We start from the raw sequence: 24,470 nt of genomic DNA, 5'->3' as shown, positions 1-24,470 counted from the left end.
CATGCTCACGTCCATCATCGAATTCTCGGTCCGCCTGCGCGGCGTGATCTTCGCCCTCGCCTGCCTGCTCGCCGGCTACGGCATCTTCGCGCTGACGCAGTCGCGCCTCGACGTGTTTCCGGAATTCGCGCCGCCGCTCGTCACCGTCCAGACCGAAGCGCCGGGCCTGTCCGCCGAACAGGTCGAACAACTGGTGACGCAGCGCGTCGAGAACGTGCTGGGCGGCGCCATCGGGCTGCGCTCGATGCGCTCGCAGTCCATCCAGGGCGTGTCGGTCGTCACGCTCATCTTCGACGAGTCGACCGACGTCCGGCGCGCGCGCCAGACGGTGGCGGAACAGCTGGCGACCGTCGCCGGGACCTTGCCGGCCGGCGTGGCGTCGCCCAAGATGACGCCGTTGAGTTCCTCGACCAGCGTGACGCTCGCGATCGGCTTGACCTCGAGCACGCGCTCGCAGATGGACCTGCGCAGCTTCGCCGAGTGGACGCTGAAACCGCGGCTGCTGGCCAGCCCCGGCGTCTCCGACATCGGCATCTACGGCGGCGACGTCAAGCAGATCCAGGTCCAGGTCGATCCGGCGCAGCTCGTCCGCTTCGGCTTGTCGCTGCAGGACGTCGCCGCCGCCGCACGGCGCGCGACGGGCATCCGCGGCGCGGGCGTGCTCGACACCGCCAACCAGCGCCTGGTGCTCGACACGGTCGGCCAGCCCATGGATGCGGCCCAGCTGGGACAAGTGGTCCTGCTGCACAAGAACGGCGCCGTCGTGCGCCTGGCGGACGTCGGCCGGGTCGTCGCCGGACGCGAGGTGCCGGTCAGCGGCGCGACCATCCAGGGCCGGCCCGGCGTCATCCTCATGGTCAGCAACCAGTACGGCTCGGACATCGTCTCCGTCACCCGCAACGTGGAAAGCCGGCTGGCCGCGCTCAAGCCGATGTTCGACGCCGAAGGCATCCAGCTGCACGCGGACCTGTTCCGGCCCGCCGATTTCATCACGACCTCCGTCGGCCACCTGCGCAACGCCTTGCTGGCCGGCGCGGCACTGGTCGTCGTCGTGCTCTTCCTGTTCCTGTTCAACGTCCGGGCCGCGCTGATCTCGGTGGCGGCGATTCCGTTGTCGCTGCTGACCGCGATCATCGTCCTGCATCACTTCAAGGTGCCGCTGAATACGATGACGCTGGGGGGCCTCGCCATCGCGCTGGGCGAAGTCGTCGACGACGCCATCATCGACGTCGAGAACATCTATCGCCGCCTGCGCGCCAACCGGCGCCTGCCGCAGCCGCAGCCCGCGGCCGACGTGGTGATCGCCGCGTCGCAGGAAGTGCGCGGCGCGGTGGTCTACGCGACCTTCACCGTGGCCGCCATCTTCCTGCCCGTGCTGACGCTGTCGGGCGTGGCGGGCAAGCTGTTCGCGCCGCTCGGCACCGCGTACATCCTCGCCATCATGGCCTCGCTGCTGGTGGCGCTGACGCTGACGCCGGCCTTGTGCTACACCTTGCTGGCCGGCCGCGCCGACGACGTCGCGGAGCCGCGCGCGTATGCCTGGCTGAAGGTACGCTACACGGCCATCCTGCACGAGGTCGAGGAACACTGGGCGCTCGCCCTGCTCGTCTTCGGCAGCTTCCTCGTGGCGGCGCTCATCGCGCTACCGTTCTTCAGCCGCGGCTTCCTGCCGGAGCTGCGCGAAGGGCACTTCATCCTGCACATGCAGGCGGCGCCGGGCACGTCGGTCCAGGAATCGCTGCGCGTGGGCGAACGGGTCAGCCACGCCCTGCTCGAGGTGCCGGCCGTCCGCACGGTGGCGCAACGGGTCGGCCGCACCGCGCAGGGGATCGACGTGTTCGGCCCCCAGTACAGCGAATTCGAAGTCGGGCTGGAACCGGGGCTCGGCGCCGACGAGCAAGAGCAGGCGCTGGGCGCGCTGCGTGCGAAACTCGCCGATTTTCCGGGACTGGTGTTCACGGCCGAAACCTTCCTGACCGAACGGGTGCAGGAAACCATCGCCGGCTACACGGCACCCGTCGTCGTCAACGTCTACGGCCCCGATCTCGACGTGCTGGACGGCCTCGGCGCGCAGGTGGCGCAGGCGCTGAACACGGTGCCGGGCGCCGCGGGCGTCACCCTGCAGGCGCCGGCGGCGCTGCCGGGGCTGACCATCCGCCTGCGCCAGGACCAGCTGGCGCGCCGGGGCTTCGCGCCCGTCGACGTGATGGACGCCGTCCAGACGGCGTACCAGGGCGCGCAAGTCGCGCAGGTCTACGACGCCAATGCGGTGGTCGGCGTCGCCGTCATCCTGGCCGACGACGCGCGCCGCGGCCCGGCGCAGATCGCCGAGCTGCCGCTGCGCGCCGCCGACGGCACGATCGTGCCGCTGGGCCGCCTGGCCGACATCCGCCAGGCCGACAGCCGCTACCTGATCCTGCACGAAGGCGCCCAGCGGCTGCAGACCGTCACCGCCCAGGTGAACGGCGTGCCGGTCGGCCGGTTCGTCGACGCGGCACGCAAGCGCATCGGCGCGGCCGTCAGGCTGCCGCGGGGCTACAGCATCGTCTTCGCCGGCGAAGCGCAGGCCCAGGCCGCCGCGCAACGGGACCTCATGATGTACTTCGCCGTCGCGGCGGTCGCGATCTGCCTGCTCGTCTACCTGGCCTTGCGCAGCGCCCGCGGCCTGGTCCTCGTGATGACGAACCTGCCGTTCGCGCTGGTCGGCGGCGCGCTGACGGTGTTCGCGACCGGCGGCAACCTCACGCTCGGTTCGATGGTGGGTTTCGTGACGCTGTTCGGGATCACGCTGCGCAACTCGATCATGCTCGTGTCCCACTACCGGCACTTGGTGCAGGTCGACGGCCACGCGTGGAACGCCGACACCGCGACCCTGGGCGCCGCGGAGCGCCTGGCGCCGATCCTGATGACGGCGCTGGTCACGGGACTGGGCCTGCTGCCGCTGGCGCTGCAAAGCGGGGAACCGGGCAATGAAATCGAAGGTCCGATGGCCGTGGTTATCCTCGGTGGCCTGTTCACGTCGACCCTCCTCAACCTGCTCGTCCTGCCCGCGCTGGCGCTACGCTTCGGCCGCTTCGACCGCGCCGACCGCTAAGGCTGCGGGAACACCATGCGCGCCTCGAACCCGGGATCGGCCCCGCGCAGCACGAGCGTACCCTCGTGCAGCTGGGTGATGGCGGTGACGATGGACAGGCCCAGGCCGTTGCCCGGCAGGTGGCGGCTCTGGTCCACGCGATAGAAGCGCCGCGTGATCTTGTCCATGTCGCCGGACGGCACGCCGGTGCCGTAGTCGCGCACCGTCAGCGCCGGGGTGCCGTCCACGGTGTCGACCTCGATGTCGACGCGGCCGCCCCCGCGGCCGTACTTGATGGCGTTGTCGATCAGGCTCGCGAGCGCGCTGGCCAGGAGGTCGCGGTCGCCGCGGATCGTCGTCGGGCGGCCGGTGAAGCGCAGCAGCACGCCCTGCTCGTCCGCCGCCGCTTCGTACAGTTCCGCCATGTCGTGCGCGATGGCGGCCAGGTCGAGCTTTTCGAAGGTGCCGGCGCGCACGCCGGATTCCAGCGCGGCGATCTGCAGCAGCTTGTCGAACAGCGAGATGACGCTGTCGATGTCCTCGATGGCCAGGCGCGCGTCGGCCACCAGCGCGTGCGGATCGGCCGACGCCTGCAGCGCGCGGTCGAGGCGCGAGCGCACGCGCGACAGCGGCGTGCGCAGGTCGTGGGCGATCGAGTTCGACACGTGGCGCACGCCCTCCATCAGGGCTTCGATGCGGTCGAGCATGCGGTTGATGTCGTCGCCCAGGCGCGCGAATTCGTCGTTGCCCATCACGACGATGCGGCTGGACAGCTCGCCCGCCGCGATGCGGGCCGTGGTGCGGCGGATGCGGCCGATGCGCGCTTCCAGGCGCGAACGGAAGATCTGGGCGCCGAAGAACGCGAGCAGGATCGACACGGCGGCGCTGACGAGCAGCGCGCGCTCGACGACGTCGCGGATCGCGCCCAATTCGATCAGGTCGCGGCCGACGATGAGCCGGGTGCCGTCGTCCAGCCGCGTCGCGATCAGGCGCACGGAGACGGGCACGCCGTTGCGCTCCATCTGGCCGAACGCCAGGTCGCCGGTCGGCGGCAGGTCGCCGAACGAGCGCCCCACGTTGCCGGCCAGGACGTGGCCCATGGGGTCGACGAGACCCACGACTTCCGTGTCGGTGTCGATCAGGTCGTGCAGCTGGGCGTCGATCTCGCGCACGAGGCCGGGGCGGCCGCCGCTGGTCCAGGCGTCCGCGAGGTGCGCCTCCACGGTCAGGATCTTGTTGTCAATCGAGCGCTCGAACACGCCCACCGTGCCGAAATAGACGATGGCGGACAGCGTGGCCATCGACGCGGCCAGCAGCAGGCCGTAGCCGACCGCAAGGCGAAAAGCGATGGACCCGCGCAGGCCCGTGCCGGCAACGGGTTCAGCGTGACGCCGGACCATACGTGGGCGCCGCACTCAATACGTAGCCGGCGCCGCGCACCGTGTGGATCAGGGCCGGGCTGAAATCCTTGTCGATCTTGCTGCGCAGGCGGCTGATCTGGACGTCGATGACGTTCGTCTGTGGATCGAAATGGTATTCCCACACGCCTTCCAGCAACATCGTGCGGGTGACGATCTGGCCTTCGTGGCGCATGAGGTATTCGAGCAGGCGGAATTCGCGCGGCTGCAGGGTGATCGTGGTGCCCTGGCGCGTCACGCGCATCGTGCGCACGTCGAGCTGCAGGTCGGCCACCTGCAGCACGGTGACGTCGCGCGACCAGGCGTTGCGCCGGCTGAGGTTTTCCACGCGCGCCAGCAGTTCCGACATGACGAACGGCTTGGTGAGATAGTCGTCGCTGCCGGCGCGCAGGCCGCGCACGCGCTCGTCGACGCTGTTCAGCGCGGACAGGATCAGCACCGGCGTGCCGTCGCCGCGGGCGCGCATCTGCTCGAGGATGCCGAGGCCGTCGACCTGGCCCGGCAGCATCCGGTCGAGCACGACGACGTCCCAGCGCGTTTCCTGCAGGCGGCGGTTGCCCGCCTCGCCGTTCGTTTCCGCCTGCACGGCATAGCCGGCCGCGCGCAGCCCGCTGCAAAGATAGTCGCGCGTTTCGGTGTCGTCTTCGATCACGAGGCAGTTCGGCATGATTCGGCTCTTGGTTTCAAGGTGGACTATAGCATGGCGGCCAGCCGCGCCATCACGGCCACGACGTGGTCGATCTGCGCGCGGGTGTGGGCCGCGTTGAGCATGAAGCGCAGGCGCGCCTGGCCCACGGGCACGGCCGGGAACTGGATCGCGTCGACGTGGATGCCCTCGGCGCGCAGCGCGCGCTGGAAGGTCTGGCAGCGCTCGGCGTCGCCGATCAGGACGGGCACGATCGGCGTCTGCGTCGACGCCAGCGTGTAGCCCAGCGGCTGCATGCGCTCGACGAAGTAGCGCTGGTTGTCCCACAGGCGCGCGCGGCGCTCCGGCTCTTCGCGCAGCAGGTCCAGCGCGGCCAGCAGGGCATTGGCCTGGTCCGGCGGCGGCGGGCAGGTGAAACCGTATGCGGAACTCGTCAGGCGCAGCACGTCGGCCATCTCGCGCTCCAGCGCCACGAAGCCGCCGATGGCGCCCAGCGCCTTCGACAGCGTCCCCATCTGCATGATGGTAGGGCTGTAGCAGCCATAGTGCTCGGACGTGCCGCCGCCGTTTTCGCCCAGGATGCCGGTGGCGTGGGCGTCGTCGACGTACAGGATCGCGCCGTATTTTTCGGCGAGGAAGGTCAGCTCGGGCAGCGGTGCGATCGTGCCTTCCATGCTGAACACGCCGTCGCTGACGATGATCGGGCTGATGCCGTCCGCGCTCTTCAGCAGCGACTCGAGGTGGTCCATGTCGGCGTGGCGGTACGTGTGCTTGTCCGCGCCCGACATCAGGATGCCTTCGCGGATGCTGATGTGGTTGTACTCGTCCGTGAAATACGCGTACTTGCGGCGCCTCTTGGGCCGGTAGCCGTGGATGCGCGCCAGCAGGCCGACCTTGACGAGCGTGGACAGCACGCCGATGTTCGTCATGTACCCCGTGACGAACAACACGGCGTCGGTCTTGTGCTTGAGTTCACCGAGCCGGCGTTCCAGTTCGCGGTACACGGGCAGGTCGCCGCCCAGCAGGCGCGATTCGCAGTTGCCGACGCCGTAGCGCTCCAGGCCTTCCTTCGCCGCGCTCACGAGACGGGGGTGGTTCGCCAGCGCCAGGTAGTTGTTGGTGCTGAACGACACGGCCGCCTCGCCGTTCACCCGGAATACGGGGTCGGGCAACGTGTCGTGGACGGGCGTTTCGTGGTGAATGGCGTGGGTCTGCAGCCAGTCTGCAATGTCGGCGAGGTCGTGCATGGTTCGGGGGCAGTGTCGGGAGTGGACGCGCTGCCGGGTCGGCATGGATTGCGCTGCGATGCAGTATAGGCGACCGGCGTGACCGTAAAAATTACGATCGAGTAATGTCAACACACGGCCGCGGCGCTGTCGCATGACGGCCCCACATTACCAAACCGTAATGACGTAATGACAGCCCCATCGCTATCATTCGCACCGGCCTCCGACTGTCCCGTAGCGGCGTTTTTTCGCGCGCGCGAGCGGCATTGCCCCGTCCCCGCGCATGTCATTGCGGTGCAATATTTGGTGTCCAGGATAGCGCCCCAACGCGCTGGATATTTCCTTGACGCTAGAAAGGACGGCCACGTAGAATCCGACCGTTTTCATTTCATGGAGTCCCTTTCATGGGCACTTGTTCGAGTGGCAGTTGTTGCCGGCTGAATGCCGGTCCAGCCCCGGCAAGATAACGCAGGTCTTCCTCCTGCCGTCATCTCGCCCAAGGGCGAATGATGGTATCCGCGTCCCGTGTCATCCGGGACACCGCATTCCACGACAAACGAATCGTGCCGCAGGCCTTCTAACGAGGAGCGCGCACGGCGTCACCAAGCGCGAATGAAAGGTATGCCGTTCACCGACGGAGATACCGATGTTTCGTTGTTCGATGTTGTACTGTGCCGCCTGGCTGCTGGCCGCGGCACCCGGCGCGCGCGCCGGCGACCTCCCCGCGCCGGAGGCCTGGAACGCGCACGTCCAGGCCACGTACGTGTGGCAAGCCAAGCCCGCCTTCGACGCCGCCTACAGCGGCCCGGCCAGCCTCGTCCCGTGGCGCGAGACGGGCTGTTCGTTCAGCGCCACGGCCGCCTTCGGCATGCGTCCATGGCGGGGCGCCGAGCTGTACTTCGACCCGGAAGTCGTGCAGGGCAAGGCCATGTCCGGCCTGCACGGGCTGGGCGGCATGACCAATGGCGAGCAGCAGAAGACGAGCGGCACGAGCCCGACGTTCTACCGCGCCCGGCTCTACCTGCGCCAGACGTGGAACCTGGGCGGCCCCATGCAGGCCGTCGAATCCGACATGAACCAGTTGGCCGGCAGCGTCGCAAGCCGCCGCGTCGTCCTGACGGCCGGCAACCTGGCCGTGTCCGACATCTTCGACGCCAACAGCCAGGCGCACGACGCCCGCAGCCAGTTCCTCGACTGGGCCCTTCTGGCCCACGGCGCCTGGGATTTCGCGGCGGACGCGCGTGGCTACACGTGGGGCGCCGCGCTCGAATACGACGACGGCGACTGGGCCGTGCGCGCGGGCCGCTTCATGCTGCCGCAGGAATCGAACGGGCTGCCGCTCGACCGGCACATCTTCCGCCATCATGGCGACCAGCTCGAGCTGGAACATCGTCACACCTGGCTGGGGCGGACGGGCACCGTGCGCGTGCTGGCGTTCCGCGACCGCACGCGCATGGGATCGTTCCGCGACGCGCTCGCCGCCGCCGCGCCGGGCCAGGCGCCCGACGTGGGCAGTGTGCGGCGCGAACGCGGCAAGACGGGCTTCGGCCTGAGCCTGGACCAGGCGCTGGGCGCGAACGCGGCCGTGTTCGCGCGCGCCAGCCGCAACGACGGGCAGTCGGAAACGTATGCGTTCGCCGAGATCGAGCGCTCGGTCTCCGTGGGCACGACGCTGCAGGGCGCGGCCTGGGGCCGCGGCGGCGACACGCTGGGCGTCGCGGCCGTGCGCAACGGCCTGTCACAAGCGCACCGCGCCTACCTGGCGGCCGGCGGCGTGGGCGCCTTCATCGGCGACGGCCGCCTGGACTATCATCGAGAAGCGATCGCCGAGGCGTACTACAAGGCCGGGCTGGGCCCGCACGCCGCCCTGTCGCTGGACTGGCAGCACGTCGACAATCCGGCGTACAACGGCGCGCGCGGCCCCGTGAACGTGTTCGGCCTGCGCCTGCACGGGCAATATTGAGGATAGGGGACCACGCATGTTCGAACTGTTCACCCCGGGCCGCACCGGCCGCTCGTTCCTCACCACGACCCCGAACCGCTGGGACTGGGCGCTGCTGCCGCTCGTCCTCGTCGTGCTGGCGCTGGCCGCGTACGGCGCCATGCAGATGGCGCGCCCGTTCGTGCTGGGCCAGCCGACGCCGATCTCGCTCGATCCGGCCTACCTGCCCTACTACCTGCTGCGCACGATCCTGCGCATGTTCAGCGCCCTGGGCGCCGCGCTGCTGTTCACGTTCGCGTTCGCCGTCGTCGCCACGCGCTGGAAGAGCGCGGAAAAGATCATGGTGCCCCTGCTGGACGTGCTGCAGTCGGTGCCGATCCTGGGCTTCCAGGCCATCGCCATCGCGCCGTTCATCGCCCTCTTCCCGGGCAACCTGCTGGGCGTGGAATGCGCCGCCGTGTTCGCGATCTTCACGTCGCAGGCGTGGAACATGGCGTTCAGCCTGTACCAGTCGATGAAGACGATCCCGCCCGAACTGGCGGAAGCGGCGCGTGTGTTCCGGCTGTCGCCGTGGCAGCGCTTCTGGCGCCTGGACCTGCCGTACGCGATGCCGGCGCTGCTGTGGAACATGATGATGTCGATGTCCGGCGGCTGGTTCTTCCTCGTCGCGGCCGAGGCGATCTCGGTGGCGGGCCAGGACATCAAGCTGCCCGGCATCGGCGCCTACATCGCCGTCGCCATCGAACAGAAACAGGGCGCCGCCATCGCCTGGGCCATCGCCGCCATGTTCGCCGGCATCCTGCTGTACGACCAGTTGTTCTTCCGTCCCTTGCTGGCGTGGGCCGACAAATTCCGCTTCGAGGAATCGCAGGGCGAATACGCCCAGCAATCGTGGGTGCTGGACTGGGGCAGGCGCAGTGTGTGGATCCGCGCGCTCACCGACCGCATGTGGGCGACGCTCGCGCGCACGCTCGGCTGGTTCGGCACGCCGGAAGCCGTCGAGGCGCCGCCGCGCCGGGCGCGCTTCGCGCTCTCGACCCGCACCGTGGACCGGCTCGTCGTGCTGCTCGCGCTGCTGGGCGCGTGGCGCTTCCTGATGTTCATCCACGCCCAGGTGGGCTGGAGCGAGGCGCTGCGCGTCGTGGGCCTGGGCTGCATCACGCTCGTGCGGGTGATGCTGCTGATCGGCCTCGCGTCGCTCGTGTGGGTGCCCGCCGCCGTCTGGATCGGCCTGCGCCCGCGCTATGCCCAGGCCGTGCAGGCGCTGGCGCAATTCCTGGCCGCGTTCCCCGTGAACCTGATGTTCCCGATCGTCGTGTACGCCCTCGTGCACCTGCGCCTGAACCCGAACGTGTGGCTGAGCCCATTGATGGTGTTCGGCACCCAGTGGTACATCCTGTTCAACGTCGTCGCGGGCGCGTCGACGCTGCCGAACGAGTTGCGCCTCGCGGCCGACAACCTGGGGCTGACGGGCTGGCTGAAATGGAAGCGCGTGTACCTGCCGGCCGTGTTCCCGAGTTTCGTGACGGGCGCGATCACCGCCAGCGGCGGCTCGTGGAACGCGAGCATCGTGGCCGAATACGTCACGTGGGGCAAGACGTCGCTCGTGGCCGATGGTCTGGGCAGCTACATCAAGCAGATGACGGACGCCGGCGACTTCCACCGCATCGCGCTCGGCATCGGCGTGATGTGCGTGTTCGTCATGCTGCTCAACCGCTTCTTCTGGCGCCGCCTGTACCTGCTGGCCGAGGATCGCAGCCGCTGATGCGCATGGTGGGCACGGAGTGCCCACCCTACCCGATACTGAACGTAGGGTGGGCACCCCGTGCCCACCACACCTAAACTGGAACCGATCATGGAAAACCTGGTTGAACTGAAAGGCGTGGGCAAGGCCTTCCGCAGCGCCGACGGCGCCCCGCGCACCGTGCTCGAAGGCGTCGACTTCACCCTGGCGGACGGCGAGATCGTCGCGCTGCTCGGCAAATCCGGCTCCGGCAAGTCGACGCTGCTGCGCATCGTGGCGGGCCTCGTGCCGGCCGATGCCGGCAAGGTCGAATACCGCGGGCGTCCCATCCGCGGGCCGCTGTCCGGCGTGGCGATGGTGTTCCAATCGTTCGCGCTGTTCCCCTGGCTGACCGTGCAGCAGAACGTGGAACTGGGCCTGGAAGCGCAGGGCGTGGCGCCCGCCGTGCGGCGCGAGCGGGCCGACGCCATGCTCGACCTGATCGGCCTGTCGGGCTTCGGCAGCGCGCTGCCGCGCGAGCTGTCGGGCGGCATGCGCCAGCGCGTGGGCATCGCGCGCGCGCTCGTCACGCATCCGGACGTGCTGCTGATGGACGAAGCCTTCTCGGCGCTCGACGTGCTCACCGGCGAGACGCTGCGCGGCGACATCCTCGACCTGTGGGACGGCAAGCGGATTCCCACGCGCGGCATCCTGATCGTGTCGCACAACATCGAGGAAGCCGTCATGATGGCGGACCGCATCATCATCCTGTCCAGCGATCCGGGCCGCGTGCGCCACGAGATCCGCATCGACCTGCCGCGCCCGCGCAATGCCGACGCGCCGGCGGTGCGCGCGCTCGTCGACGAGGTCTACGGCCTGATGACGATGCGCCCGGCGGCCGTCCCCGCGGCGGCGCGCGCGGCGGCGATCGACTACCGCCTGCCGGACACGGACGTGGGGCGCATCGAGAGCGTGCTGGACCTGCTGGCCGGCACCCCGTACGACGGCCGCGCCGACCTGCCGCAACTGTCCGAAGACACCGAGCTGCCGGACGAGGAACTGTTCCCGACCTACGAGGCGCTGGGCCTGCTGGGCCTCGCGCACGTCGAGCGCGGCGACATCGCGCTCACGGGCCTGGGCCGGCGCTACGTCCAGGCCGACCAGGCGCTGCGCCAGACGCTGTTTGGCCAGCAGTTGCTGAAGAACGTGCCGCTGGCCGCGCGCATCCGCCGCCAACTGGAGATTGAGCCGGGCGGCGCGCTGCCGGAAGATCCGTTCATCGACCTGCTGGAAGACACGCTGGAAGCGGACCAGGCCAAGCGCATGCTGGAAGTGGCGATCGAGTGGGGCCGCTACGGCGAGCTGTACGAATACGACTATCACACGGGCCGGCTGAAGCTGCCGGGGACGGGCAATTCGAAGGAGTGACATGGAAGGTATCGAAATCACCGGCGACTCCAGGCTCGATCGCAAGGTCGCGCTGACCGTCGCGCTGCTGGCGTCCTTCATGGGCGTCTGCAAGATCAAGGACGACAACATCGTGCAGGCGATGCAGCAGGCGCAGGCCGACAAGATCGACCACTGGGCGTTCTACCAGGCCCGCAATCTGCGCCAGGAACAGGCGCATACGACCCTGCTGCAGCTGCGTCTCGTCGCGGCCGGCCGCCCGGCGGGCGAGCAGGCAGGCTACGCCGCCGCGATCGCGGAACTGGAAAAGCTGGAGCGCGAGCAGGCGCAGAAGAAGAACGACGTGCAGGCGCAGGCCAAGCAGGACCAGGCGACATACGACGCGCTGAATTACCGCGACGACCAGTTCGACCTGTCCGACGCGGCGCTGGCGCTGGCCTTGTCGCTGCTGGCCGTCACCGCGCTGACGCGCCAGCGCTGGCTGTATCTCGCGGCGCTGGTGCCGACGGCGGTCGGCGTGTTCTACGGCGTGGCCGGGTTGTTCGGGTTGCCGTTCCACCCGAGTTGGTTGACGGGGTTGTTGTCGTGAACGAAACGGTGGGCGCCCGTGTTTGATGCCCCCGGCATCAAACACCCACCAAACGTGCGTACACCGGGTACGTCATGCCGCCAGGCCCAGCGCCCGCTTCTGCAAGGTCACCAACTCGCCAATCCCCAGCTCCGCCAGGTCGAGCAGGCGATTCATGCCCGCCCGGTCGAACGCCTCGCCCTCGGCCGTGCCCTGCACTTCGACGAAGTGCCCGGCATCCGTCATCACGACGTTCATGTCGGTATCGCAGCTCGAATCCTCGACGTAGTCCAGGTCGAGCACGGGCACGCCGCCCACGACGCCGACCGAGATCGCGGCCACGAAATGCTTCACCGGCACGGCCGGCACCAGCCCCGCCGCCACGAGGCGCGAGAAGGCGTCGTAGGCCGCCACCATCGCGCCCGTGATCGACGCCGTGCGCGTGCCGCCGTCGGCCTGGATCACGTCGCAGTCCAGGTGCAGCGTGCGTTCGCCGAAGGCTGCCAGGTCGAATGCGGCGCGCAGCGAGCGGCCGATCAGGCGCTGGATTTCCTGCGTGCGGCCGGACTGCTTGCCGCGCGCCGCCTCGCGGTCCATGCGCGTGTGCGTGGAGCGCGGCAGCATGCCGTATTCGGCCGTCAGCCAGCCCTGCCCTTTCCCCTTCAGGAAGCCCGGCACTTTTTCTTCGATGCTGGCGGTGCAGATCACCTTGGTGTCACCGCACTCGATCAGCACGGAACCTTCGGCGTGCTTCGTGTACTGGCGGGTGATGCGGATGGCGCGCAGCTGGTCGACGGCACGGCCGCTGGGGCGGAGGGATTCGGTCATGGATGTCCTTTGAGTCTGTGGTTGGTGTTATTTCAGGATCTGCGACGACTTCTCGATCGCGTCGCGGATCTCGGCGATCGCCTTTTCGATGTCGTCCTCGTCGAACGGGTCGTCCGGCCCGGCGGCGGCGGCGGCCGGGGCGTCGATGCGGCTCGCGACCTCGCCCTCCGGCACCGTCTGCGTCGACACGATGCTCGGGTCGCCCGCGTCGGCCGACGTGCCCGCGCCTTGCCACTGGATGGCCAGCGCCGTCGTGTTGTCGCCGCGGCTGCCGGCGATGGCGGTCGCCATCGCGATCAGCTCCGGCACGGCCTGCACGATCGTCGCCGCGGACAGGCGGTGCGCGATCTCGGTGTCGGGCAGGACCGACCACAGGCCGTCGGAGCACAGCAGCAGGATGTCGCCCGGCTGCAGGCTGGCCTGGCGCGACAGCTCGACCTTGGGCGGCGCCGACGCGCCCAGGCAGTTGTACAGCTTGTTGCGGTCCGGGTGGGTGGCGCGCTCGCTCGCGTCGGCCTGCCCTTTCGCGATCAGGTACTCGATGTGCGAATGGTCGCGCGTGCGCCCGAGCACCTGGCCGCGGCGCAGCCAGTACAGGCGCGAATCGCCGCAGTGGGCCCAGACGGCGCTGTTGTGCTGCACGAGGCAGGCGACGATCGTCGTGCGCGGACTGTCCGGCATCGCGTGCTCGCGCGTGTAGTGCAGGATGTCGGCGTGGGCCTGCTGCAGGGCCTCCTCGAGGAAGCGCTCGGGCTTGCGCACGTACGGCGCGGCCTGCGCCTTGAAGCGCCTGGCGATGCTTTGCAGGGCGATCGTGGCCGCGACCTCGCCGCGCAGATGGCCGCCCATGCCGTCCGCCAGCACGAGCAGCAGCGCTTCGCGCGTGTACAGATAGCCCATGCGGTCCTGGTTGAGTTTGCGGCCGCCGATATCGCTTTGCTGGTAGACGGAAAATTGCATATTCGTTCCTCAGGCGCGTCCACGGCCGAAGCCGATGCGTTCGACAAGGCCGCGCCAGCCGGATGCCGGCGCCACTTCCTCCGGGGCCGCCGACGGCGCCGCGTCCACCGCGGGCAGGCCCGCCTGCAGCACCTTCTGCACGGCGAACACACTTTGCGGCCGCGCCAGCGGGTCGAGGGCGAGGCACGCCTTCACCATCGCCACCAGGCCCGGCGTGTACGCGCCTTCGAGCTTGGCGATCCGATCGATCGTCGCGTCGGCCGCGCGGCGCTGGTCGGCCGGCTGCGGCGGCGCTCCCGCCATGCACGCGAACATGGCGGCGCCGATGCTGTAGATGTCCGTCCACGGTCCCAGCGCGCTGCCTTTCGCGTACAGCTCGGGCGCCGCGAAGCCGGGCGTGTACATGGGCGCCAGCGTGGGGGCGTCCGTGTGGATGGTCTGGCGCGCGGCGCCGAAGTCGAGCAGCATGGGCGAGCCGTCCGTACGCAGGTAGATGTTGGCGGGTTTCAGGTCCAGGTGCAGCAGCTTGTTGGCGTGGACTTCGCGCAGGCCGCCGCAGACGCCGTTGAAGACCTGGCGGATGAACGGTTCGCCGGCGCGGCTGCCCTTGGCGACCAGGCGCGCGGCGTATTCCTGCAGCGAGTGGCCGGACTCGTAGGCCATCACCATGTAAACCGTGTCGTTGGCGCGGAAAAAATTTAACACCCGCACGACGTTCGGATGGACGATGCGCGCCAGCGCCCGGCCCTCCTCGAAAAAGCATTTCAGGCCGATGCGGAACACGGGCAGGTTGGCCTTCGCGATCGCGGGCGCCAGCTCGCCCGGCGCGCGCAGCGCCAGCGCGCTGGGCAGGTATTCCTTGATCGCGACGGCATTGCCGTCGCCGTCATATGCAAGATAAACAATACTGAACCCGCCGGACGCAATTTTCTTTACAATGCGATATCCGCCAATTTCCAGCCCATCGGGCAAGGGAGCATTATTCTGGGCAGCCATTTGGGAAAGTATTCCTTGCTAAACACGGCGATTGTGTGGATAAATCACCGCTTTGTAAAGAATAAGGGAATCTCGCAAAACCACAGCGCGCGGCGCCACCCGCGTCGCGCTGCGCGGCCGGTTGCGAACGATTCCGGAAATCGGGGACTCCATTGAGCATTTCTAGCATGACAGGTTATGCGGTCGCCACAAGCGAAGGCGCTGCCGGCACACTGACGATCGAGATCAAGAGCGTCAACTCGCGCTTTCTCGACCTGCAGTTCCGCATCAACGACGATTTGCGCGCGCTGGAACCGGACCTGCGCTCCGCCATCATGGCCGCCATCACGCGCGGCAAGGTCGAGGTCCGCCTGTCGTTCGGCCGCAAGGCCGCGACGGGGTCGCAAGCCCTCAACCACGTGCTGCTGGCCGACCTCGCCCGGCTGCAGGCCGAGGTCACGCGTCATTTCGTGTCCGCGCCCCTGATGACGGTGGCCGAGCTGCTGCGCTGGCCGGGCGTGATCGAGGAAGCGCAGATCGGCCAGGAATCCCTGCAGGCCGACGTCGCCGCGCTCGCCGCGAAAACGATTGCCGCCTTCGTCGAGAGCCGCAAGCGCGAAGGCGCCGCGCTGGAAGCGATGCTGATCTCGCGCATCGAGTCGATGGAAGCCATCGTCAAGCGCATCACGCCGCTGATCCCGCAAGTCATCGCCCAGTTCCAGCAGAAGGCCATCGAGCGCATGCAGGACGCGCTGGGCCTCGCCGGCCACGGCAATCCGCAAGTCCTCACGCGCCAGGAAGTCTTCGAACGGATCCGCCAGGAAGTCACCCTGTACGGCATCCGCATCGACGTCTCGGAAGAATTGTCGCGCCTGACCGCGCACCTCACCGAGACCCGCCACATCCTCCAGAAGGGCGGCCAGGTCGGCAAGCGCCTCGATTTCATGATGCAGGAACTGAACCGCGAAGCGAACACGCTGGGCGCCAAGGCCTCCGTCAAGGAGCTGGCCGATGCGTCGATGGAGCTCAAGCTGCTCATTGAGCAGATGCGCGAACAGGTACAAAATCTTGAATGATCGCGGGTCAGAGCCCGATTTTCACGGGTGGGCTCTGACCCCGACTGACTATAGGTTTTCGAACGCGTGGCCGGGGGAACCCGGCCACGCGTTCTATGCATTACCATCGAATTAACGTAACAAAGGAACCCACCATGCTCACCTCCGCTTTCTCCGGCAGCCTGTTCGTCGTCGCCGCCCCGTCCGGCGCCGGCAAGTCGACCCTGGTCAATGCGCTGCTGGCGCTGGAACCGGGCATCAAGCTGTCGATCTCGACCACGACGCGCCCGCCGCGTCCGGGCGAACAGGACGGCCGCGAATACCACTTCACCAGCGCCGAGGATTTCGTCGCCCGCGCCGACCGCGGGGAGTTCCTGGAATGGGCCGAGGTGCATGGGAATTACTACGGCACGAGCCGCCTGACCGTGGAACAGGAAATGAAGACGGGCATCGACATCCTGCTGGAAATCGATTGGCAGGGCGCGCGCCAGGTGAAGAAGCAGTTCCCGGACGCCGCCGGCATCTTCATCCTGCCGCCGTCGATCGCGGCGCTGGAACAGCGGCTGCTCAAGCGCGGCACGGACGAGCCGCACATCATCACGCGGCGCCTGCTGGCCGCGGGGGGCGAGATCGCTCACGCCCCCGAGTTCGAGTATGCTATCATCAACGAAGAGTTCAACGTCGCCCTGTCCGAGCTGCAGGCGATTGTCAAGGCGACACGTTCGCGCTTCGCCCAACAGGCCGCCCGCAACGCTTCGCTGTTTGCCCAATTGGGAATCCATTCTTCTTAATTCGGGGTCAGAGCCCGAATTTCCCGCTTGGGCTCTGACCCCGACTGACTAGACAAAGCGCAGGCAAATCGCCTGCCGCGTCGAAGTCGTTTTGAACCGGCCCGAATAGTTATCTGATCATTAGGAGCGCCACATGGCCCGCATTACCATCGAAGATTGCCTGAAAAACGTCCCGAACCGTTTCCAGCTGACCCTGGCCGCCACGTACCGCGCGCGCCAGCTTCTGCAAGGCCACACCCCGAAAGTCGAAGCCAAGGACAAGCCGACCGTCGTCGCGCTGCGTGAAATCGCTGCCGGTAAAGTTGGCCTGGAAATGCTGAAAAAAGTTCCGATGTAAGACCGCGGTGCCTGAGATTATCCTTCTGTTGGTGGGTCCATGAATCAGCCCGTGATTCTGTTATGCTGTTTCCATACTGCGGCTGATCGTCTCTTCGTATGAACTTGTCCTCACCGGATTCCGTCCACTCGGGCACCAACAACACCAAGGCGAGCCGGCCCGGCCGGCCCGCCAACAAACCGCAGGAAGCCGAACCGGCGCCCGCGCCGGGCGTCGCGTCGATCACGCACCTGGCCACCAAGCTGGCCGAATACCTCACCCCCGTCGAACTCAAGCGCGTCAAGGAAGCCTACCGCTTCTCCGACGAGATGCACCTCGGCCAGGTCCGCAAGTCGGGCGAACCGTACATTTCGCACCCGATCGCCGTCGCCGAAATCTGCGCCGATTGGAAGCTGGACGCCCAGGCGATCATGGCCGCGCTGCTGCACGACGTGATCGAGGACCAGGACGTCAAGAAGGAAGAGCTGCTGGAACGCTTCGGCCCGCAGGTGGCCGACCTCGTCGACGGCCTGTCGAAGCTGGAAAAGATCGAATTCCAGAGCGTCGTCGAGGCGCAGGCGGAAAACTTCCGCAAGATGCTGCTGGCGATGGCGTCGGACGTGCGCGTCATCCTCATCAAGCTGGCCGACCGCCTGCACAATATGCGCACCCTGGGCGTGATGGCGCCGGCCAAGAAGCGCCGCATCGCGAGCGAGACGATGGAAGTCTACGTCCCGATCGCGCACCGCCTCGGCCTGAACGACATCTACCGCGAGCTGCAGGACCTGTCGTTCTCGCACCTGTACCCGCTGCGCTACCGCACGCTGTCGAAGGCGATCAAGTCGGCGCGCGGCAACCGGCGCGAAGTGGTCAAGAAGATCCTCGATGCGGTCAAGAACCAGCTGGCCGCGGCCGGCCTGCCGGCCGAAGTCTACGGCCGCGAGAAGACCCTGTACGGCATCTATAAAAAAATGCGCAACAAGCACCTGTCGTTCTCGCAGGTGCTGGACGTGTACGGTTTCCGCGTCGTCGTCGACACGGTGCCGAACTGCTACGTGGCGCTCGGCGCCCTGCATGCGCTGTACAAGCCCATGCCCGGCAAGTTCAAGGACTACATCGCGATCCGCAAGATCAACGGCTACCAGTCGCTGCACACCACGCTGATCGGTCCGTACGGCACCCCGGTCGAATTCCAGATCCGCACGCAGGAAATGCACCGCACGGCGGAATCCGGCGTGGCCGCGCACTGGCTGTACAAGACGGGCGACCAGAACATGACGGACCTGCAGCAACGCACCCACGCGTGGCTGCAGTCGCTGCTCGACATCCAGCAGCAGACGGGCGATTCCGCCGAATTCCTCGAGCACGTGAAGGTCGACCTGTTCCCCGATTCCGTCTACGTGTTCACGCCGAAGTCGAAGATCATCGCCCTGCCGCGCGGCGCGACGCCGCTGGACTTCGCCTACAGCATCCACACCGGCATCGGCGATCACACGGTGGGCGTGAAGATCAACCACGAACCCGCGTCGCTGCGCACGGAACTGCACAACGGCGACATCGTCGAGATCGAGACCGACCCCGATTCGCGCCCCAGCCCGACGTGGCTGAGTTTCGTCCGCACGGGCAAGGCGCGCTCGGCGATCCGGCACCACCTGCGCACCATCAACCTGAACGAGTCCGTCGAACTCGGCCAGGAACTGCTCAGCCAGGCGCTGGCCCAGCTGGGCATCAAGGCCGAGCTTCTGCCCACGACCATCGACCGCCTGCTGGCCGAATCGTCGGCCAAGTCGATGGACGAGGTATATGCCGACGTCGGCATCGGCAAGCGCATGCCCGCCCTCGTCGCGCGCCACATCGTGAGCCTGCTGGGCGGCGACTTCGCCTCCGTGCCGGCCCAGCCGGCCAACGGCGGCGAACTGGATCCCGTCACGATCTACGGCAGCGAAGGCGTCGCGGTCCAGCTGGCGCCGTGCTGCCTGCCGATCCCGGGCGACCACATCATCGGCCAGCTGCGCCGCGACCAGGGCCTCGTCGTGCACACGGCCGACTGCTCGCAAGCCAACCGCCTGCGCCTGAAGGAACCGGACCGCTGGATTCCGGCCCAGTGGGGCGTCGAGCTGAACCGCCGCTTCGACTGCCGCATCCGCCTCCTGATCACCAACGAGAAGGGCATCCTGGCCCGCGTCGCCGCCGAGATCGGCGAGTCCGACGCCAACATCACGTATGTCGGCATGGACGAGGACGACGAACACATGATGACCCAGCTGCGCTTCACGATCCAGGTGAAGGACCGCGTGCACCTGGCGCACCTGATCCGCAACCTGCGCCGCGTGGCCGGCGTCAACCGCGTGGAGCGCGAGCGGGCGTAATCCCGATCACGTCAACGGCAACGCACACCGGAACCCGACGCATGCCCGTTCCGCCCGCGGCCGCTCGTCGACGACAGCCACCGGCAGGGATAGCCTTAACTTGGGTAGATCGGTGCGCGCGTGGCGACCGTCCTGGCCCGCATTTGCGCTTCGTAGTCGGGATCGATCGTGTCCATCCAGCGGTCCCAGAACAGGAAATACCAGCCGAAGTTATAACGCGCCCGCGCATGATGTATGTTGTGCGCGACCGACGTATTGATCCAGCGCCCGAACCAGTGCCTGCCCCAGTGCGCCGGCAGGATTTCATGGCCCAGGTGGCCGTACACCGCATAGGCCGTGTTCACCCAGGTGAAAAGGAGATATGCAGCGAGGTGCTTGGGCACGAATAGCAGGATCAGGATCGATCCGCCGGCGTCGACCACCGCTTCCAGCGGGTTGATGGAATACGTGGTCAAGGGATTCGGATTCGTCGACAAATGATGCGTGCGGTGAAAAAAACGGAACAGCGCACGATGATGCATAAGCCGGTGCGTCCAATAAAAATAGGTGTCCTGGATGCCCATCATGATCGGGAGACTGAGGACGAAATAGGGCCAGCCATAATCGGCAACATGCGCGTAGAAAAAACGATGCGATTTTCCGCTGGCCAGCATGATGACGATCGACACCAGCGCGAATACGAGAATGCTGGTCGCCGAATAAAGCGTTTCACGCGCCAGTTGACTGCGACCGATCGGCCTGGACTGAAGGCGCACGATGCTGCCGGCCCGGCGCCGCCACCAGGTCCAGGCGATGAAACCCAGCACGACGCACACCAGATAGCGCTGCGCTTCGATCATGAGCACAAACCCGAGCTGGCGCAGCAACAGGGTCGCTTGGGGCAAATTGTTCGAAAGAGTCATAGGCAACAGGGAATCGATTATCTCCGGAGTTCAGTGGAGACAAGATAGCATGTTGCCAAGGCGCAAAAAGTCACGAACCGTCACGGCCCGCAGTTGCCTGTCGATCAGGCACGCAATTCGAGAATGCGGTCGAACGCCGCGCACGCGCCGGCGCAGGCGTCCGCGATCTCGGCCGGCGTGCGCACGTCCGCCCGCAGCGCCTGCATGAAACTGCGCCAGCGGGGGCCGGGGCCGGCGGCATCGCCTTTCAGATAGCGCAACCCATGCGGCGCCAGGCGTTCGCGCAGGCGTTCGTACAGCACGGCGCCGCCCAGTTGCGAGCCTTCGATCACGTAATGCACGCCCCAGCGGTAGGCGGGGCTGGCCGCGGCGGGCCAGGCGTGCGCGGGCGTCTCCGCGCCGCCCTGCACCGGCGCGCCCGCCTCGGCCAGGTCGGTCTCGATCAGGCCGAGCCGCGCGCCGTGATCGAACGCCGGGCCGTCCGCGAAGCCGGCCAGCCACGCGTGCAGCGGGGCGAGCCAGGCGCGCAGCAGGGCCAGGTGGGCCGTGTAATCGTCCAGGGAGGCGTCCGGGGCGCCGATGGGCAGGCCGCTGTCGAGCGCCGCGTGGCGGCTGGCGGTGGCTGCGCGCAGGGCGGCCAGCGAATCGGCCGGATGCGCGGCCGGATGCGCGGCCGGATGCGCGGCGTCGAAGGTCCGGTTCATGAGATCAACGAGGTGAAACCGCGCATGGTATCAGCGGCGGCAAGATGGCGCCGCATGACAGGCGCCACGATCAGTCCGCGGCCGGCTCCGGATACTCGACGCTCAGGATTTCCAGCTCGTCATTTCCCTGCGGCGTGTGCAGCATGACGACGTCGCCTTCGCGCGCCTTGGTCAGCGCGCGCGCCACCGGCGAGACCCAGCTGATCTTGCCCTTGAGCGGATCGAGTTCGTCGATGCCGACGATGGTGACGGTGTGTTCCTCGCCCGCCTTGTTGACATAGGCGACGGTGGCGCCGAAGAACACCTGGTCGTTGCCGTGGTGGACGGACGGATCCACGACGAAGGCGGAATCCAGGCGCTTGGTGAGGAAACGGATGCGCCGGTCGATCTCGCGCAGGCGCCGCTTGCCGTAGATGTAGTCGCCGTTTTCCGAACGGTCGCCGTTGGACGCGGCCCAGTGCACGACCCGCACGACTTCCGGCCGGTCGACGTCGATCAATTGGAGCAGCTCGTCCTTGATGGCCTTGTGACCGGCCGGCGTGATGTAATTCTTGGACCCGGCCGGGATCGCCCGGGCCAGCGCCAGGGCCTCGTCATCGTCGTCGTTATCGGACTCTTTTACAAATGCCTTGTTCATGCGTCTATTGTAGCGTAGCGCCTTCGACGGCACGCGCGGGATTCCCGTATCATGGAACCATGACACGAGCCCTTCCACGCAGCCGGATGTTCGCGCCGCTGGTGTTCCTGGCGGCTTTGGTCCTGCTCGTCGAGGAATGGTGCTGGGATGCCGGCATGCGCCTGACGCGCGCGCTCGCGCGCTGGCCCGCGCTGGCGGCGCTGGAGGGCCGCGTGCGCATGCTGCCGCCATACGGCGCCTTGTGCGCCTTCGTGCTGCCGGGGCTGCTCCTGCTGCCCGTCAAGATACTGGCCCTGCTCGCCATCGCCCACGGCCACGCGCTGTCCGGCATCGCGACCATCGTGGTGGCCAAGGTGGGCGGCGCGGCCGTCGTGGCGCGGCTGTACGTGCTGACGTTGCCGACCCTGCTGGCGGTCGGCTGGTTCGCGCGCTGCCACGGCTGGTTCATGGACGCCAAGACCCGGTGCCTGGACGTGCTGCGCACGAGTCACGCCTACCACCTGACGGGACGCGCGTTGCGCGCGCTGCGGATCGGCCTCAGGCGCGTGCTGCGCCGGCTGCGCCCGGGCGGCGCACACGGCCGCCATGCCAGCCGCGTCGTACGGGTGCTGCGCCGCTTCGTGGTCCAATGGCGTGCGCGCCGGCGCTAACCGACCGACAATGACATGAACATGAGTCCAGACACTTCCAGCCCCGCCCCCGCGCCCATCCTCGCCCCCGCGATGCAGGCGTCCGCCACGGAAATCTATCTGTTCGACGCCGACACGTTGCACCTCGTCGACGTCAATCAGGCCGCGCGCCGCAACCTCGGCTACGAGCTCAAGGCGTTATGCGACATGACGCCGCTCGACCTTGCGCCCCAGGTCGGCCGGGACGAGCTCGTCGCGCTGCTGGCATCGCTGGGCGAGGAGATCGGCGACCAGGTCAGCCTGCGCACCCGCCACCGCCGCGCCGACGGCAGCAGTTATCCGATCAGGCTGTGCTACCTGCGCATCGTGCGCGACGGCCGCACGCTGATCCTCGCGATCGGCGACGATCTGTCGCTGGAACTGGCGGCCGGCATGGCGCTCGAACAATACCAGGCGCGCTTCGACGCCGTCGTCAACCACACGCCCGGCCTCGTCTACCAGTTCGTGCTGCATGCCGACGGCACCATGGCCTACCCCTACCTGAGCGAAGGATGCATGGCGTTGCTGGGCCTGTCGGTATCCGAGCTGCAACAGGATCCGGAGCGTTTCGTGCGCCTGATCCTGCCCGAGGACCGCAAGGGCTGGCAGGACGCGATGGCGGCGTCGAAGGCGGCGCTGGCCGCGTGGAATTGGGAAGGCCGCATCTGCGTCGAGGCCTGGAACGACGTCAAGTGGATCAGCCTGCGCGCCACGCCGCTGCCGCTGGACGGCGGCGGCATCCAGTGGGACGGCATCATGACGAACGTCACCGCGAGCAAGCTGGAGCAGGAAGAAACGCGGCGTTCGCGCGCCCGCCTGGCCGAGCTGACGGACCATATCCAGCAGGTCAAGGAACAGGAACGGGCCCGCATCGCGCGCGAGATCCACGACGACCTGGGCGGCAACCTCACGGCGATCAAGATGGCGCTGGCCATGCTGGCCGCGCGCCTGCCGGACGATGCGGCCCTGCGCGACAAGGCCGATTACCTGGACGACCTCGTCGACCGCACGATCGAGGCCGTGCACCGCATCTCGCTGGACCTGCGCCCGAGCACGCTCGACCTGGGACTGGTCGCCGCGCTCGAGTGGCAGGCGCGCGAATTCGAAAAGCAGATGGGCATCGCCTGCATGTTCCGCAGCGCCGACCGCGAAATCGACCTCGCCCCGGACCAGGCGGCCACGCTGTTCCGCATCGTCCAGGAAGCGCTGACGAACATCGCCAAGCATGCGGGGGCCACGCGCGTGACGATCAGCCTGCGCCGCCTGCGCCAGCACCTGACGCTCTCCATCTGCGATAATGGCCGCGGCATCACGCCCGCCGACCGCCTCAAGCCCCAGTCGTTCGGCCTGCGCGGCATGAGCGAACGCGCCCGCGCGCTGGGCGGCACGCTCGGCTTGTCGCAGGCGCCCGGAGGTGGCACGATGGTCGTCGTCAAGATCAGGCTGGCCGCCCCCGCGGCCGCACGCAGCGAATCCACCCGAGCATGACAGAAAAAGCCAGCATCCGCGTTTTTATTGCAGACGATCACGCCATCGTACGTGAAGGCCTCAAGCAAATCCTCGCCGAACAGCGCGACATCGTCGTGGCGGGCGAAGCCGAGACCGGCCTCGACGCCATCAAGCTGTTCCGCAAATCGCGCTGCAACGTGATGCTGCTCGACATCTCCCTGCCCGACCGCAACGGCATCGAAGTGCTCAAGCAGATCAAGAGCGAGAAGCCGGAACTGGCCGTGCTGATGCTGTCCATGCACCGCGAGGACCAGTACGCCATCCGCTCGCTGAAGGCGGGCGCCGCCGGCTACCTGACGAAGCAGAGCGCGCCGAAGGAACTCGTCAACGCGATCCGCCAGGTGGCCGGCGGCCAGCGCTACGTCAGCGCGCAGCTGGCCCAGGTGCTGGCGGCCCAGCTGGGCGAGAACCACGACGCGCCCGTGCACGAGGCGCTGTCCGACCGCGAATACCAGACCCTCACCATGATCGCCTCCGGCAAGACCGTCAGCGAGATCGCGCGCGAACTCTCGCTGTCGGTGAAGACGGTCAGCGAATACCGCTCGCGCCTGCTGGCCAAGATGAAGCTCAAGACCAGTGCGGAGCTGACGCATTATGCGATTCGCAACCAGCTCATCGACTGAGCGTTACGCGTGGGCGGAGGCCGCCCACCCTACTGAGCCTGTAGGGTGAGCACCCCGTGCCCACCGAATTGTCATTACAGTTCATAAGACTGAATGGTAATTACGCGCTTGTTCAACGGTTTGATTTTTT

At 67.6% G+C, this 24,470-nt stretch carries 21 protein-coding genes; 12 read left to right on the top strand and 9 right to left on the bottom strand.

What is annotated here, in order from left to right; translation table 11 throughout:
• The first annotated feature begins 1 nt into the window (after position 1).
• Positions 2 to 3,094: an efflux RND transporter permease subunit gene (locus ISF28_RS08125; protein ID WP_198116664.1), complete on the top strand. Its 3,093-nt coding sequence runs from the start codon at positions 2 to 4 to the stop codon at positions 3,092 to 3,094.
• Here ISF28_RS08125 and ISF28_RS08120 read toward each other — a convergent pair.
• Genes ISF28_RS08120 through ISF28_RS08110 form a run of 3 tightly spaced genes read right to left on the bottom strand, consistent with a single transcriptional unit; the run spans position 3,091 to position 6,384 of the window.
• A complete protein-coding gene (locus tag ISF28_RS08120; protein WP_198116663.1) occupies positions 3,091 to 4,473 on the bottom strand; it encodes a sensor histidine kinase in 1,383 nt (460 codons plus the stop codon). The genes ISF28_RS08125 and ISF28_RS08120 overlap by 4 nt on opposite strands.
• Complete coding sequence (locus ISF28_RS08115) at positions 4,454 to 5,158, bottom strand: response regulator transcription factor (RefSeq protein ID WP_198116662.1); 705 nt, start codon at positions 5,156 to 5,158, stop codon at positions 4,454 to 4,456. Before ISF28_RS08115 ends, ISF28_RS08120 begins: the two co-directional genes overlap by 20 nt.
• Positions 5,159 to 5,184: 26 nt before the next feature.
• Positions 5,185 to 6,384, bottom strand: a complete 1,200-nt coding sequence (locus ISF28_RS08110; RefSeq protein WP_198116661.1) for an aminotransferase class I/II-fold pyridoxal phosphate-dependent enzyme — start codon at positions 6,382 to 6,384, stop codon at positions 5,185 to 5,187.
• 625 nt (positions 6,385 to 7,009) lie between these two features.
• Here ISF28_RS08110 and ISF28_RS08105 point away from each other — a divergent pair.
• The 4 genes from ISF28_RS08105 to ISF28_RS08090 all read left to right on the top strand — a co-directional run bounded on the left by ISF28_RS08105 (position 7,010) and on the right by ISF28_RS08090 (position 12,024).
• Positions 7,010 to 8,326 (top strand): carbohydrate porin, encoded by a 1,317-nt coding sequence (locus ISF28_RS08105; RefSeq protein WP_198116660.1) that lies wholly within the window; start codon positions 7,010 to 7,012, stop codon positions 8,324 to 8,326.
• A gap of 16 nt (positions 8,327 to 8,342) precedes the next feature.
• Positions 8,343 to 10,070: an ABC transporter permease gene (locus ISF28_RS08100; protein ID WP_198116659.1), complete on the top strand. Its 1,728-nt coding sequence runs from the start codon at positions 8,343 to 8,345 to the stop codon at positions 10,068 to 10,070.
• 90 nt (positions 10,071 to 10,160) lie between these two features.
• The gene (locus ISF28_RS08095; RefSeq protein WP_198116658.1) at positions 10,161 to 11,456 is read left to right on the top strand and encodes an ABC transporter ATP-binding protein; all 1,296 of its coding nucleotides are present in this window, start codon (positions 10,161 to 10,163) and stop codon (positions 11,454 to 11,456) included.
• Position 11,457: 1 nt separating this feature from the next.
• A complete protein-coding gene (locus ISF28_RS08090; RefSeq protein WP_198116657.1) occupies positions 11,458 to 12,024 on the top strand; it encodes a DUF4337 domain-containing protein in 567 nt (188 codons plus the stop codon).
• 72 nt (positions 12,025 to 12,096) lie between these two features.
• On the opposite strand, the gene rph is transcribed toward ISF28_RS08090, so the two are convergent.
• The 3 genes from rph to ISF28_RS08075 are packed head-to-tail and all read right to left on the bottom strand — an operon-like array spanning position 12,097 to position 14,787.
• Positions 12,097 to 12,831, bottom strand: coding sequence for a ribonuclease PH (rph, locus tag ISF28_RS08085; RefSeq protein WP_198116656.1), 735 nt, complete (start codon positions 12,829 to 12,831; stop codon positions 12,097 to 12,099).
• Between the two features lie 27 nt (positions 12,832 to 12,858).
• Entirely contained in the window at positions 12,859 to 13,791 is a 933-nt protein-coding gene (locus ISF28_RS08080) for a PP2C family protein-serine/threonine phosphatase (RefSeq protein ID WP_198116655.1), read from the bottom strand.
• 9 nt (positions 13,792 to 13,800) lie between these two features.
• Positions 13,801 to 14,787 (bottom strand): serine/threonine protein kinase, encoded by a 987-nt coding sequence (locus tag ISF28_RS08075; protein ID WP_198116654.1) that lies wholly within the window; start codon positions 14,785 to 14,787, stop codon positions 13,801 to 13,803.
• A 167-nt stretch (positions 14,788 to 14,954) separates the two neighbouring features.
• Between ISF28_RS08075 and ISF28_RS08070 the strand changes: the two genes are divergently transcribed.
• The 4 genes from ISF28_RS08070 (at position 14,955) to ISF28_RS08055 (ending at position 19,297) form a co-directional block, all read left to right on the top strand.
• A complete protein-coding gene (locus ISF28_RS08070) occupies positions 14,955 to 15,842 on the top strand; it encodes a YicC/YloC family endoribonuclease (RefSeq protein ID WP_198116653.1) in 888 nt (295 codons plus the stop codon).
• 134 nt (positions 15,843 to 15,976) lie between these two features.
• Positions 15,977 to 16,612 carry a guanylate kinase gene (gene gmk, locus ISF28_RS08065; RefSeq protein WP_198116652.1) on the top strand — a complete coding sequence of 212 codons (636 nt, stop codon included), beginning with the start codon at positions 15,977 to 15,979 and terminating at the stop codon, positions 16,610 to 16,612.
• Between the two features lie 133 nt (positions 16,613 to 16,745).
• The gene (rpoZ, locus tag ISF28_RS08060) at positions 16,746 to 16,949 is read left to right on the top strand and encodes a DNA-directed RNA polymerase subunit omega (RefSeq protein WP_005665923.1); all 204 of its coding nucleotides are present in this window, start codon (positions 16,746 to 16,748) and stop codon (positions 16,947 to 16,949) included.
• Between the two features lie 98 nt (positions 16,950 to 17,047).
• Complete coding sequence (locus ISF28_RS08055; RefSeq protein ID WP_198116651.1) at positions 17,048 to 19,297, top strand: RelA/SpoT family protein; 2,250 nt, start codon at positions 17,048 to 17,050, stop codon at positions 19,295 to 19,297.
• A gap of 95 nt (positions 19,298 to 19,392) precedes the next feature.
• Here ISF28_RS08055 and ISF28_RS08050 read toward each other — a convergent pair whose 3' ends face one another.
• The 3 genes from ISF28_RS08050 to greB form a co-directional block, all read right to left on the bottom strand.
• On the bottom strand, positions 19,393 to 20,163 hold the full coding sequence (locus tag ISF28_RS08050; RefSeq protein ID WP_198116650.1) for a sterol desaturase family protein: 771 nt from the start codon (positions 20,161 to 20,163) through the stop codon (positions 19,393 to 19,395).
• A 140-nt stretch (positions 20,164 to 20,303) separates the two neighbouring features.
• Positions 20,304 to 20,903, bottom strand: coding sequence for a biliverdin-producing heme oxygenase (locus tag ISF28_RS08045; protein ID WP_198116649.1), 600 nt, complete (start codon positions 20,901 to 20,903; stop codon positions 20,304 to 20,306).
• 70 nt (positions 20,904 to 20,973) lie between these two features.
• The gene (gene greB, locus ISF28_RS08040; protein ID WP_198116648.1) at positions 20,974 to 21,540 is read right to left on the bottom strand and encodes a transcription elongation factor GreB; all 567 of its coding nucleotides are present in this window, start codon (positions 21,538 to 21,540) and stop codon (positions 20,974 to 20,976) included.
• 59 nt (positions 21,541 to 21,599) lie between these two features.
• Here greB and ISF28_RS08035 point away from each other — a divergent pair, with 59 nt between their 5' ends.
• Genes ISF28_RS08035 through ISF28_RS08025 form a run of 3 tightly spaced genes read left to right on the top strand, consistent with a single transcriptional unit; the run spans position 21,600 to position 24,340 of the window.
• A complete protein-coding gene (locus tag ISF28_RS08035; RefSeq protein ID WP_198116647.1) occupies positions 21,600 to 22,190 on the top strand; it encodes a hypothetical protein in 591 nt (196 codons plus the stop codon).
• Between the two features lie 21 nt (positions 22,191 to 22,211).
• The gene (locus ISF28_RS08030; protein ID WP_229518950.1) at positions 22,212 to 23,696 is read left to right on the top strand and encodes a sensor histidine kinase; all 1,485 of its coding nucleotides are present in this window, start codon (positions 22,212 to 22,214) and stop codon (positions 23,694 to 23,696) included.
• Positions 23,693 to 24,340 (top strand): response regulator, encoded by a 648-nt coding sequence (locus ISF28_RS08025; protein ID WP_198116646.1) that lies wholly within the window; start codon positions 23,693 to 23,695, stop codon positions 24,338 to 24,340. Before ISF28_RS08030 ends, ISF28_RS08025 begins: the two co-directional genes overlap by 4 nt.
• The last annotated feature ends 130 nt before the right edge of the window (positions 24,341 to 24,470 follow it).

This window comes from Massilia rhizosphaerae (assembly GCF_016093545.1).
Classification (GTDB): domain Bacteria; phylum Pseudomonadota; class Gammaproteobacteria; order Burkholderiales; family Burkholderiaceae_D; genus Telluria; species Telluria rhizosphaerae.
Note: the sequence above shows the minus strand (reverse complement) of the source record. Positions and strands in the feature narration are given on the sequence as shown.